The organism is Candidatus Kryptobacter tengchongensis, from assembly GCF_001458555.1.
GTDB lineage: Bacteria > Bacteroidota > Ignavibacteria > Kryptoniales > Kryptoniaceae > Kryptonium > Kryptonium tengchongense.
Genome location: NZ_CZVH01000043.1, coordinates 20,222 through 33,288, shown reverse-complemented (window position 1 = coordinate 33,288; position 13,067 = coordinate 20,222). Strand labels below are relative to the sequence as shown.

11 protein-coding genes and 1 pseudogene are annotated in these 13,067 nt (G+C 34.8%); 11 read left to right on the top strand and 1 reads right to left on the bottom strand.

All coding sequences use genetic code 11. From position 1 onward, the window contains the following. Positions 1 to 12: 12 nt before the first annotated feature. The 7 genes and pseudogenes from AT685_RS04085 to AT685_RS04055 all read left to right on the top strand — a co-directional run. Positions 13 to 585 (top strand): LPP20 family lipoprotein, encoded by a 573-nt coding sequence (locus AT685_RS04085; RefSeq protein WP_072150784.1) that lies wholly within the window; start codon positions 13 to 15, stop codon positions 583 to 585. A 175-nt stretch (positions 586 to 760) separates the two neighbouring features. After that, entirely contained in the window at positions 761 to 1,132 is a 372-nt protein-coding gene (locus tag AT685_RS04080; protein ID WP_072150783.1) for a YbaN family protein, read from the top strand. After that, a complete protein-coding gene (locus tag AT685_RS04075; RefSeq protein ID WP_072151667.1) occupies positions 1,129 to 2,106 on the top strand; it encodes an LPP20 family lipoprotein in 978 nt (325 codons plus the stop codon). Before AT685_RS04080 ends, AT685_RS04075 begins: the two co-directional genes overlap by 4 nt. Continuing rightward, the gene (locus tag AT685_RS04070; RefSeq protein WP_081040575.1) at positions 2,103 to 3,008 is read left to right on the top strand and encodes a CsgG/HfaB family protein; all 906 of its coding nucleotides are present in this window, start codon (positions 2,103 to 2,105) and stop codon (positions 3,006 to 3,008) included. The genes AT685_RS04075 and AT685_RS04070 overlap by 4 nt, the downstream gene beginning before the upstream one ends. Positions 3,009 to 3,010: 2 nt before the next feature. Next, a complete protein-coding gene (locus AT685_RS04065; protein WP_072151665.1) occupies positions 3,011 to 4,966 on the top strand; it encodes a DUF4384 domain-containing protein in 1,956 nt (651 codons plus the stop codon). A gap of 33 nt (positions 4,967 to 4,999) precedes the next feature. Beyond that, positions 5,000 to 6,091 (top strand): caspase family protein, encoded by a 1,092-nt coding sequence (locus AT685_RS04060; protein WP_143713115.1) that lies wholly within the window; start codon positions 5,000 to 5,002, stop codon positions 6,089 to 6,091. Between the two features lie 18 nt (positions 6,092 to 6,109). After that, a pseudogene (locus AT685_RS04055) lies at positions 6,110 to 6,583 on the top strand (hypothetical protein); the annotation flags it as partial. Between the two features lie 32 nt (positions 6,584 to 6,615). Here the strand turns inward: AT685_RS04055 and AT685_RS04050 are convergent. Beyond that, positions 6,616 to 7,728 (bottom strand): T9SS type A sorting domain-containing protein, encoded by a 1,113-nt coding sequence (locus AT685_RS04050; RefSeq protein WP_072151662.1) that lies wholly within the window; start codon positions 7,726 to 7,728, stop codon positions 6,616 to 6,618. Positions 7,729 to 7,975: 247 nt separating this feature from the next. Between AT685_RS04050 and rsgA the strand changes: the two genes are divergently transcribed. From rsgA to AT685_RS04030, 4 genes are all read left to right on the top strand, one after another. Further along, positions 7,976 to 8,929, top strand: a complete 954-nt coding sequence (rsgA, locus tag AT685_RS04045) for a ribosome small subunit-dependent GTPase A (protein ID WP_234696233.1) — start codon at positions 7,976 to 7,978, stop codon at positions 8,927 to 8,929. A gap of 65 nt (positions 8,930 to 8,994) precedes the next feature. Then, positions 8,995 to 11,361: an FtsK/SpoIIIE family DNA translocase gene (locus AT685_RS04040; RefSeq protein WP_234696232.1), complete on the top strand. Its 2,367-nt coding sequence runs from the start codon at positions 8,995 to 8,997 to the stop codon at positions 11,359 to 11,361. Positions 11,362 to 11,366: 5 nt separating this feature from the next. Further along, positions 11,367 to 11,999 carry an outer membrane lipoprotein periplasmic chaperone LolA1 gene (lolA1, locus tag AT685_RS04035; RefSeq protein WP_072151660.1) on the top strand — a complete coding sequence of 211 codons (633 nt, stop codon included), beginning with the start codon at positions 11,367 to 11,369 and terminating at the stop codon, positions 11,997 to 11,999. A gap of 19 nt (positions 12,000 to 12,018) precedes the next feature. After that, positions 12,019 to 13,038 (top strand): lysylphosphatidylglycerol synthase transmembrane domain-containing protein, encoded by a 1,020-nt coding sequence (locus AT685_RS04030; RefSeq protein ID WP_072151659.1) that lies wholly within the window; start codon positions 12,019 to 12,021, stop codon positions 13,036 to 13,038. The last annotated feature ends 29 nt before the right edge of the window (positions 13,039 to 13,067 follow it).

The following is a 13,067-nucleotide window of genomic DNA, read 5'->3' as shown; positions in this document are numbered from 1 at the left end:
GAGGTAAAAATCATGCGGTATATTTCTTTAGTGTTAGTTTTTGCGGTTGTATTATTTATGGTCGGTTGTGGGGGTAAGGAACGAGTTGCAGTTCCTGAATCTCCAGCCCCAGCTTGGGTAAATAATCCACCAACAGCTGTTGATGCAATTTATGGAGTTGGCGCAGCAAATGTTGGAGCAAATCCTGTGCTTGCGAGAAATAAAGCAGCGGATGCTGCAAGACAGGAACTTGGCAGAATTATTCAAATAAAGGTTAAAAGCTTGCTTGATAATTTTATGCAGGAGCATCAGGAATTTGTAAACAACCAGGGGACGATAACATCTGAAGAATTCTCAAGAAGCGTGAGCAGGTCAGTAAGCCAGGCAACACTTGCAGGTTCTCAAATTGTGGAATTTTATTATGATAAAGACAACAAGATATATTATGCACTTGCTGTTTTAAGAAAGAATGACATTGTGAATGAAATAATGCGCTCAATGACCGAAGCCCAACGTCAGAAAAAGACGGCATTTGTTGAAATGAAAGCAGATGAGGCACTTAAACTTCTTGACAAAGAACTTGAAAAGTGGGACTTGAGCAAGTGAAAATTTTTGTGAAAGGTCGGGGTAACCCCCGACCTTTTTTAGTTATTTGAAAAACTACAAACCTAAAATTTAAAACCTGTAAGCAGTTTTTGAAAACTTTTAGTCTGGGGAGAGTATTTTTGATTTTTGATGTGTTTAAAATAAATTTAAAGAAAAATGGTTAAGTTTTGAAGCGATGAGTGAACTATATAGATTTGCTTTGATTGGTCTTGGATTTATTTTTGTGGGTCTTGGGATTCTTGGCGCATTTCTTCCAGTTCTTCCGACAACGCCTTTTCTTCTTTTGGCTGCTGCTTGCTTTGCAAGGAGTTCAAAAAAATTTTATAATTGGCTTTTAAATCATAAAGTTTTTGGCTCTTACATAAAAAACTATCGTGAACAAAGGGCTATAACACTGCGTGGTAAAATTATATCACTTTCAGTCATGTGGCTTGTCATGGGATATACGGCATTTTTCGCAGTTTCAAATATACTTGTTAGCATAATCATAATTCTAATTGGGCTTGGAGTTACTAAACATATTCTTTCCCTTAAAACGATAAAATGAAGAAACTTATTTTTACAATTTTAACTTTGTTAACATTTTCAAAAGTTTGCGGTCAGCAACCCTCGTGGCTTTCTGTGCTTCCTCAATCAAAGGAATATCTTTATGCTGTTGGCGCGTCGTCTCCATATTTTTACCCAGAAACTACAAAAGCAAAAGCAATTGAAGACGCTATCTTTGAACTCGCCAGAACAATTGAAGTTGGTGTTAAGGTAAAGCAAATAAATTGGTTTGAGGACACAGGAAGTCTTTTTTCTGGACTTTCACATTTTGAGGAAGAATATGAAGAAGAAATTGATACGACGCTTTTTAATCTTATAAAGTCAAATTATGAACTTGTTTCACAATGGCATGATCCGAAATCAAAAATTTTATATGTTTTGCTTCGTATCCCTGTAAAAGCTATTTCAACTGATACAGTTTATTCAATTCCCGATGAATTTGTTTACGATCCCGCACTTGCAGGGTTAAGTGTTTCTTCAAGAAAACAACCTAAATGGATTTATAAAATTCCTGTTTCTGATGTTGCGATTTACGCTGTTGGCGCGTCTGATAGATATTTTGATCCAGCTGAGACAAGAAAACGAGCAATTCAAAATGCACGGTCCGAGCTTTCAAGAATTATAAATTTGAAAATTCAGACATTACTTGATAATTGGTCAGAGGGGAATAAAGCTTTTGAATTAAGCTATTCGCGAAGGATATCAAGAACGATTTCAAACGCAAAATTAACAGGCTCACAGATAGTTGGCTTCTGGATTGATCCGAAAACAGGTGCAAATTATGCCCTTGCACGAATGTATAAGAAAAACTTGATCTATCAAATAAAACAAGTCGCAATAAACGCGATAAAACAAAACCCACCTGAAAAACTCACAAACCAGGATAAACCTATAGAAGAGATTCTAAATGAGGCATTAAATCAACTTGATAAAGAACTTGAAAAACTAAACAAAAGTAAGGGGGAATTAAAATGAAAATCTTTAAACTCTTTCTGAGTTTAATTTTAGCTATATCGTTGCTTTTTTCTCAGGATAAAAAAATAAATGTCGCCGTTTTAAAGTTTGACGCTAAGGGATTTGAACCTGCCCAAATTGATGTTCTCGTTTCAAGGTTTAGAGTCGCATTGAACTCAACGGGTAAATTTAATGTGCTTGAAAGGGAGAAGATCAAAGAGATATTAATGGAGCAAAATTTGCAACAGAGCGAAATTGCAGAGGGAGTTGGGGATAATGTACAGATTGGAAAAATTCTTGGGGTAAAGGAGATTATAACTGGTGATATTGGTAAAGTTGAAGAACTTTACACTGTAAATGTTAGAAGGATAAGCGTTGAAACATCAGAAATAGTTCAAACTGCAAGCGCTGATTATGAGGGTAAAATATCTGGATTGTTGAAGGTTATGGAACAACTTGCTTATAAACTTGCTGAAAATCCCTCAGAGAAACATGTCGCTTTGAAAGTTGAACAAGAAGGAAAACAAGAACAGGAAAAGAAACAAAAGGTTGAAGAAGTTGTGGAGGAAGAGACCGAAGAAGAGGATATATTTGGGGATCTTTATAAGGAGTTTAACATAGCAAAAGACCCGTTTAAAGACATTGATCCTCCGAAAATTGAGCTTTATTACCCATCTGTGAAAAATAATGGGTATTTGAGGGTCAGCAATCGTGATTTTGAACTTGGTGGAATTGTTACTGATGAAAGCGGTATAATTTCAATCAAGGTAAATGGTGAAGCAGCTGATGTTAAACTTGGGCTTGCTGGGATGAATTTTTATAAAAAGATAAAACTTAAAAAAGGAAGAAACACAGTTGAAATTGTTGCTACGGATCTTTATCACAATGTTGGTAAATTAACATTTACAGTGGAGGTGAAATGAGTATGAAAAGGATTATTCTGATTGCGATTTTGTTTATTTTCTCAACTTCAATTTACGCAGGTGAAAAACCAGCTTGGATAACAACAAAAAAACACCCAAGGTATCCCGAGCGACTTTACATTCTTGGAGTTGGTGCAGCAAAAAAGACAAAAAATAAAATTGAAGATATTCAAAAGGCAAACAATGAAGCATTTGCAGATATCGTAAAGCAAATAAGAGTTACTGTTGAATCAAAAACAGTTGTTGAACAATTGGAAATTATATCGGGCAAAAAAGTTGAATCCGCTGAACGTGCATCAGCTGAGCTTCAAGTCACAAGTGAACTTAAAATTGGGGGATTAAAAATTGTTGAAACTTATTTTGATGACGACGATGACATTTACTATTCACTTGCCGTCCTTGAAAGGGAAACCGCTGGGAAAGAACTTAAAGACAAACTTAATCAATATTATAACGCATATTCTAAAAACCTTGAGTTTGCAAAAAACAACATCTTAAAAGGGAATATTTATCAAGCGATGTTGGGTCTCGTTGAGGCTTATAAAAACATACCGCTCTATAACGACTTACTTCCACTTTACAGATTTATCACAAGACCACTTGCCGAGGCAAGCATTGATAACGAATGGAAAGCTAACGATGCATTGTTAATTTCAGAGATTAAATCAATTGCGCAAGACTTATTTTCAAGGGTAAAAGTTGAAAAAGTAGAAGGTGAAGAGCAGGAGATAAAATTTAATCAGCCTTTAAAACCGCTTCTGCTTAAAATTGTTTACATTGATGGTGAGAAAACTTATCCTGTCAGCGGAATTAAATTTAAGTTCTCATTTCAAACTGGCGCTGGAAAAATTTCTGAAGTTGGCATATCGGATAATTCTGGAATTGTAAAATGTGAGATATTTGAGTTAAAACCTCATCAAGAAAATTACTATGTTATATTTGTAAAAATTGACCTTTCGGAATTCAATATCTTTGGTCGGTATGATGAATATGCCGAATGGAATGAGTTTTTGCGAAGGAATGAAAGTGAAACAATTTTCACTTTGAAAAAAACAGTTACGACATTGGATGATAAAATTCGTGATCTTGTCTTAAATCTTGTTTCAAAAATTCCACCGGAGCTTGAGACGATTTCCATTTTACGAATTTACTATCAAGACAAACTTCCTGGACCTATGGCTTCATATTTGAAGCAGAAAATTGAATTAGCTATAGAGCGATATACAAAATTTTCATTGATAAGTGATGAGCAAATTAAAATGGTGAGTGTGAAATACGCCAATCTTGGATATTCTTCAGATGAATTAGGAGCCCCTGAAAGTTTTGGAAGATTCGCGGGAAGCAAGGTTGTAATAACAGGAAGCTATTGGGAAAGCGGAGATGTAATTGACTTAAATCTTAAAGCAACGGATGCCATGAAGAAGATTGTATTATCTACAGCAAATGTTAACATCCCGAAGTCATTTTTGCCAAATATCCCACTTGCACCTGAAAATTATAATCCCAAGGTAGATGATGAACTGATAAAATCTGAAAGGAAGGGTGAAGAGTTAAAGGTTGAACTTTGGGTTGATAGACCTGATGGAATCTATTATGAAGGCGATACAATTGAAATTTTTGTTAGATCAAATAGAGATTGTTATGTTCAACTTGTTTATTATGATGCACAGGGCAATGCAATTCTTGTTTTTCCACATAAGAAGGAGTGGAATAACAAAATAGAAGCGAATAAAATTTACAGAGTTCCTGGCAATTTTGTGATTGAACCACCATTTGGAAGGGAGATATTGAAAGCGTTTGCAAGTGAAAATCCGTTTCCTTTACCTAAAGGAAAAGAACGCTCAGGTTTGATCTTAATTGAAAACCCGAGTGTATACTTGTCAAATGTCCGTGGACTTGGGTTGAAATCTGAAGATTATGCTGAAAGTAGTGTTGTAATCACAACTTTGAAAAAATAAAAATAATAAAAATAAAAGGAGGTGCATAAAGCCATGAGAAAACTTTTTATTTTTAGCATTATTACTTTGGTTTTATCTTTTTGCTTTGCCCAGCAAGAGGGATATAGAAAAAGCTGGGCTTTGATCATTGGAATTAACGAATATCAAAGTTTGCCTATGTTAAGCGGGGCAGCAAAAAGCGCAAAGTTAATCCGTGAAAAACTTGTTCGTGAGTTTGGATTTGAACCAGAAAATGTGATTGAACTTTACGATGATCAAGCGACGAGGGAAAATATATTAAAAGCGTTTGACAAATTAATGGATTCAAAGAGGGTTGGAAAAGACGACAGGGTTTTTGTTTACTTTGCAGGTCATGGCGTTACAAGGACGATGGCTGGAAAAGACAAAGGTTATATCATGCCTGTTGATGGCGTTATGGAAAAGTTTGCAAGCACAGCTATTTCAACAGACCAACTTCACGAGTTTCAAGAGGCTATACCAGCAAAGCATGTTTTCTTTGCAATGGATGCTTGTTATAGTGGGACAATTTTTACACGAGGAATTGGACTCAGGGAAGAATTTTTCAGTTCAAAGTCTGAAGCAATTGCGCGGTTTACGGCTAAAAAAGCAAGGGTTGCGATAACTGCTGGGGGTAAAGATGAGCAGGTTATGGACCTTGCAGATCAAGGTGTTAGTATTTTTGCTTTTTACTTTATGCGTGGGCTTGATGGCGATGCAGATGTTAATCGTGATGGAATTATAACTTCAAGTGAACTTGCAGATTATGTGTCTAAAAATGTCAGGTTTAGAGCTCCGCAAAATCCACAGTATGGGAAATTACCGGGCGATGAGGATGGTGAATTTATATTTATTAAGTCAAGGGAAGTTGCAATTGAGCAAAAGCAACCACAGGTAATAGTTGTCCAACCAAAAGAAGAATCAAAACCTCAACCAAGAAGAATTGTCCGAGACGAAAAGGAAAAAGAAAAGGAAAAGGTGTTCACACCTCAGACGAAGTTATCAAGGTATTGGGGCTACGGTTTTATTGGATTTAATAGCAATAATCATTCAATTAAAAATGATGAGCTCACCTTTGAAAAATTAGAAGGGTCTGGCGGTGTTGTTGGATTTGGATTTGAATATTAAGTTGATCCTAAATTTACACTTACTTTGAATTTATTTTATGATGAAAAAAGTGGAAGTTTTAAAATAAAGCCGTTTTCAATTCTATCAGATAATTTTATAATTGAATTTGGTCCAGATGTGAATATGGATGCAAAACTTTCATATTTGACATTAAATCCTATGATGAAAGCAAAATCAGGTGGTTTTTACTTTGGCGCAGGCTTGGCGCTTGGTTTTGTATTAGATAAAAAGATAAAGTTTACATCGGGTTATATAGTCAGGGATATTAATGGGAATTTTATAGAGGGTGGAACTATTGAAGAAGAGAATAAAATTGAAGATACGAAAACGAGATTTGCTTTACCTATTGGCGCAGGGTATGATTTTAAATTAGGTGGCTTTAAAATTTTCATTGAAGCAAGGTATGACCTTGGCTTAACAAAAGTTGCTAAAGATAGTGAATGGAAAGTATCATCTTTGCAATTTCTAATTGGCGCAAGGTATGGCTTTTAATAAAATGGTGGGCAGGTTTATCCTGCCCATTTTTATTTTATAAGTAACATCTTTTTTGAGTTCACAAATCCATCAGCATACATCCTGTATAAATACACTCCTGAACTTACGCTTGAGCCGTTCTCATCTGTTCCATCCCAAACTGTTATATGTTCACCTGCTGGTAGTATCTTATCAACGAGAATTTTAACCAATCTTCCATTTATATCAAACACGGCGATTTGAACTCTTGTATCTTTTGGAATCGTGAATTTAATAGTTGTGGCTGGGTTAAATGGATTCGGATAATTTTGTTCCAGTTTGAAATTTACAGGATAAATGCTTGTTGTTATAAGTTTGAAGTTTGGTGTTGCTATAGTTCCATTTGAATTGATGACTTCAAGTTTTGATATTTCAACATCATCTGCATTGTTAAATTTTCCTGTTACAAAAAATATCTCACCTTCACCTGATTCAAGCCCATTTTCATCTCTTGAAATCAAGTTGATTTTGACCATGTTATCTTTTATCTCGTAGTTAAGTTTCATAAATCCTGCGCTTCTTGGCATTAGGGAGACAAATTCGGCAGTTGAACCATTTTTAATTTTAAGTTCAATGTTGAGTTTTCTTACTTTTTCACTGTTTTTTAACCATGCAACGATTGAAGAATAATTGATGTTAAACTTTAACTCAAGTTCATTTTCCATTGCCGTAAATTTGAGCGTTATTCCGTTTGCTGTCGCATTTAGTTTCTGAGCCTTTGGAGCTATCATAAGTAGATTTTCAAATCTTATATTTACGCTATCGCTAGTGTTAAATTTTAAAACATTAAATTTTATTTTTGCTAATGTGGTTTTCCCAGGTTTAAGTTCATAGCCTGAGCTTGCAAGCATTACAAAGTTTATTGTAACGCTATCGGGTGCGTAATATCTAAACAGGAAATTGTTTGAGAAAGCAATAATTGTGTCAAGCTTTAGAAATGGTTTGTCAAGTTTTAACGTTGCTTGTATTCCTTTAACTGTATCGGTGTTTGATAAGATAAGATTTACTTCAACGGTTGATGTATTTATTTTTTCATTTCCTTCAAGATATAAAAGGTTTTGGGAATTTATTAGATTTACAATTACTGCTATCGCTATGAATATTTTGAAGATTCTTTGCAACATTTTGCGAGCTGATGTTTTATTTTATTTTCACAACTTAGTTACCTCAATGAATATGCCAATTATTTTAACAAAACTCCTTTTGGAAAAACTATTGATTATCAATACTTAAACTATGCCTTCAATTCATAAGAGAAGACAAAAGCATATAACTTTGTAATTTTTACAAAAATTTTTGTGTAATTTTGAAATAGCTCTCGGATGGTTTAGAGTTTATTTGGGAGTTTAATTTTGGAATTTGGGCTTAGATGTGTTATTTTATAAAGAAAAAGCAAGTGGTATGAACGATGAAATTTTAACTGGGAAGGTTATAAGTGCGCATGGAGCCATATTTAATGTTCAGGTTGGAGATAAACTTATACAGTGCAAGCTGAGGGGGAAAATGCGACTTAAAGATAAGACAAGCACAAGCCCAGTTGTGGCTGGGGATAATGTGAAAATTAAAGTTCTTGAAGATGGGACTGGTGTGATTGAGGAAGTTTTTGAGAGATTTAATAAACTTTATAGGAGAGCAGTTGGTAAAGGGGAGCTTGAGCATGTGATAGTTGCAAACATTGATCAGGCAATAGTTGTTACATCGTTTAACATGCCCCATGTTCCATGGGGGTTTGTTGATAGATTGCTTATTGCAAGTGAAAGAAACAACATAAAGCCGATAATTTGCATCAATAAAATTGATCTAATTGAGGACTGGAGGGAGGTCAATGAATTCATCAAGGTTTATGGTAAGAAAGCTGGATACGAAATCATAAAAACAAGTGCGGAAACAGGTGAAGGACTTGACACTTTAAAAAAGATCCTCAAAGATAAGACAAGTGTTTTCGTAGGTCAATCTGGTGTTGGGAAGTCGGCATTAATAAATGCAATTGAGCCCGGTTTAAACGTTAGAACTACAGAGGTAAGCGAGAAAACTGGGAAAGGACGGCATACTACAACTCACACTGAGCTTCATCACCTATCATTTGGTGGTTTCATAGCGGATACCCCTGGAATTAAAGAATTTGGTTTAGCGGGGATAGAAAAAAATGAACTTGGTTTTTACTTTCCTGAATTTAGGAAATTTATTGATGAATGTAAATTCTCAAATTGCACGCATACGCATGAGCCTGATTGTGTTGTTAAAGAAGCGGTTCACTCTGGAAAAATTGATAAGCGAAGGTATATGAGCTATGTTAATATATTGAATTCGCTTGGTGAAGATTGAGTGTTGCAATAAAGAAGTTTTTTGAGTAATTTTTTAAAGAGAATTTTAAAGAATTTGGTTTTTAGATGATGGCTTTACAGTCAAAAAATATTGAGTATAAGAGACGGAAGAATCACTCAAAAGGTGAAAGTTTTTTAACAAAGCACAGGATAGGTTTTTCAATTTTGATTTTTACTCTTGGTTTTGTTTTAATTTTAAGCATCCTTTCATACACTCCGAAGGATCAAGCGAATCTTGTTTCAATTTCAGAAATTGGGAAGATATTAACAGGAGATGAACAGGTAAGGGAAAAACTTGAGCGGACTCATAACTGGCTTGGTTTCGTTGGAGCAAAAGTTTCCTACTTTTTGATAAATTATACATTTGGATATAGCTCAATTCTGTTAGGTTTCATTTTAATTTTGTGGGGTTTATTTTTGTTTTTTAATAAAGATAGAGGCAAACTTGTAAAATGGACATTTTATCTTTTATTCTTCTCTTTTCTTTCGTCACTATTTCTTGGAAATTTGAAACTTATCTTTGGAACTGAAGAATTTAAAAGCGAAATTTGCGGGATTGTTGGACTTTATGTAGCTGATGTTATGATAAAGCTTTTCGGGGGGCTTGGAAGCATGTTTATAACACTTGTTTCTTTTTTGATTTTTCTTGGTTTTATTGTGGAAGTTAACTTTTATGATGTCGCAATAAGTATTGGGGAAAAGATTTCGGCTTTCTTTTTGAATTTGAAACCGAAGAAGAAAAAGCCATCAGATGTTAAGGTTTTAAAACCTGAAATTACTCAAGTTCAAAAGCAAACCGAAGTTGTGATTTCCACACCTGAAACAAAAGCTCTTGAGCTAGAGGTTGAAGAAAAGCCGAAAGAGAAAATTGAAGAGACCGAAGAGAAAAAGAGGGATAAAGTTGAGGAAAGAGAAGCCTCAAGAAAGCAACAAAGCAAGAAACTTGACTTTAAACTCCCTCCTGTTGAATTACTTGACCCTGGAGATAACGAGATGGTTGCTGATGAGGAGGAACTCAGCATGAATGCAGAGCTTTTGAGGAATAAACTTGCAAACTTTGACATTGAAATTGAAAGGATAAGCATAACGCCTGGACCAGTTGTCACTCTTTATGAGATAGTTCCAGCAGCTGATGTTAAAGTGAGAGAGATTGTTTCACTTGCTGATGACATAGCTCTTGCGCTTGCAGCTCGTGGAATAAGGGTTATTGCTCCAATGCCAGGGAAAGGAACAGTTGGAATTGAAATTCCAAATCGTAAACCTTCAATTGTTAAAATTAGAAATGTTATTGATTCTCCGGAGTTTAAAAATTTCAACGGCGTTCTTCCTATAGCAATGGGGAAAACGATAACTGGTGAGATTTATTGTGATGATCTTGCAAAGATGCCACATCTTCTTATTGGTGGAGCAACTGGTTCGGGTAAAAGCGTTGGGATAAATACAATTATTGTAAGTTTGCTTTATAAACTTTTACCTTCTGAGATAAAATTTGTGATCATAGATCCCAAAAAAGTTGAACTTGTAAACTATCGTAAACTTGTCAATCATTATCTCGCTGTTTGTCCTGATGTTGATGAGGAGATAATAACTACGCCTGAAAACGCTGTCCTTGCTTTGAAAAGTTTAGTTCTTGAGATGAACGAGAGGTATGATAAGTTTTCAAAAGCTGGTGTAAGGAACATTCAAGATTACAACGATAAGGTAAGGCAAGGGAAAATTAAAAGCACCGAAGAAACTCAACATTATGAGCTGCCTTATATTGTAGTTATAATTGATGAGCTTGCCGATTTGATGCTTGTTGCAGCGGGAGATGTTGAGGAACCGATCACACGACTTGCGCAACTTGCAAGAGGTGTGGGTATCCATCTGGTGATTGCAACACAGAGACCTTCGGTTGATGTTATAACTGGGTTAATCAAGGCAAACTTCCCAACCAGAATTGCTTATCAGGTTGCTTCAAAGGTTGACTCAAGGACAATTCTTGACATGAATGGAGCCGAACAATTAATCGGAAGTGGGGATATGCTTTATCTTCCAGCTGGTGCAACGAAACCTATAAGAATTCAAAACGCTTTTGTCTCCGCTGAAGAAGTTGAAAGGATCGTTGATTATATAGCTTCTCAGCCTGGGTATGATAAACCTTATGAGCTTCCATCGGTGTTAGAAAAACAGAGAATTGAAATCAGTGCTGGGGGTGAATTTGATGAATTTTTTGAGGAGGCTGCGAAAATTGTCGTAAGGTATAAGCAAGCTTCAACCTCTTTGTTGCAAAGAAAGTTAAAGATAGGTTATGCAAGAGCAGCACGTATTGTTGATCAGCTTGAAAGAGAGGGAATAGTTGGTCCGCCTATGGAAGGAAATAAAGCAAGGGAAGTTTTAGTTGAAAGTGAAATTGAACTTGAGGAGATTTTAAAACAAATAAAAAGTAGATAAAGGTTATGAAATTTTGCTTTAAAAATTTCATTCTTTTGGTTTTATTTAATGGAATTTTGTTTTCACAATCAGGAAAAGAAATCGTTGATCAGTTGAAGAAAAGGTATTCGGGAATAAATGATGCTGTTGTGAAATTTGAGCAAATAGTTAAGTATGGCATGTCAAAGTTTGAACAAACCTTTTCAGGGACTCTTTATTTCAAAAGATCAAACAAGTACAGAATTGAAACAGAGCAGCAAATTATCGTAACAGATGGAAATACAAGTTGGCTCTATTCAAAAGTTAATAAACAGGTGATAATTGATAAATATAAAGAAGACCGAAATGCTTTATCACCAGATAAATTCCTTCTTTCAATTTCAGATGAATATATCCCACTTGTTTTAAAAACTGAAAAAGTTAATGATAAAAGAATTACCATTCTCAAGTTGACTCCCAAAAATGACGACTCGCCAATTGAATCAGCAAAGATGTGGGTAGTTGAGGGAGATTTGAGCATAGCGAGGGTTGAAGTAACTGATATAAACGGCACTACCACAACATACATCGTGAAAAGTTTAAAAATAAATTCCGGCGTTGATGATAGCTTATTTAAATTTTCTATCCCATCAGATGTAAAGGTTGTGGATTTAAGGTAAAAACAAATTGAGTTATTTGATGTTAAATTTCGCAAGGTTTTTGAAGTTTGCTTTTAGTGTGTTGATTGCGGTTATTTTTATTTACTTTGCTTTTAAGGGGATTAATTGGACGGAATTTTTAAATGTCTTCGCAAATGTTAATTATCTGTATATTTTTATAATGTTCATTATACTTTTGATGTCGCATTTATTCAGAGCATTGAGGTGGAAATATCTTTTAAAACCTGTTAAATCTGATACATCTTTTCTTCATTTTTTTGAAGCGACGATGATCGGTTATTTTGCGAATAATATATTCCCTCGTGCAGGGGAAATAGTGAAGGCATATACTTTAAGCAGTGATGAGAGAATCTCAAAAGCATCAGGTTTAGCAAGCGTTTTACTTGAGCGTGTCCTTGATATAATTTTTTCACTTTTCTTTTTTGGTGTAGCAATGTTATGGAACAAAAAAATTTTTGAAAAGCATTATCCATGGCTTGGTCAAGTGGCTTTGTTCAGCGCCTTAATTATAGGATTGCTTATCATTTTAATTTTTATTCTTTTAATATGGCAAAGAAAATTTGCTTCTCTGTTAGGTAAATTTATTAGAATTTTCAGTAAAAAATTAGCTGAAAAGTTTGAAAATACATTTGGAAACTTCATCTCTGGCTTTGAAGCCTTAAGACATAAAGGGGTTTATAAGCAAGTGATTGTGTTAAGTTTCTTGATTTATCTTTGTTATATTTTCGCAGCATATGTTCCACTATTTGCTTTTAAAATTGATAGGGAGAAAATTGGTTTTTTTACAGCCCTTGTTATTTTCGTCGTCTCAACGGTTGGTTTTATTCTTCCAACTCCAGGGGGAATGGGAAGCTATCATTCATTTATAACTGGGACATTGATTAAACTTTACAGCATACAGCATGAAATTGCATTAGGGTATGCTGTGTTAACACATGGGGTTGGGTATATAACAAATAGTTTATTTGGTTTTTATTTTGCGCTTAAAAAACATGTCAGATTTATACAAAGTCAGGAGCAAATTTTGTCTAAAATTTGAACTTATTATCTAACTTATTTTGTTGTATA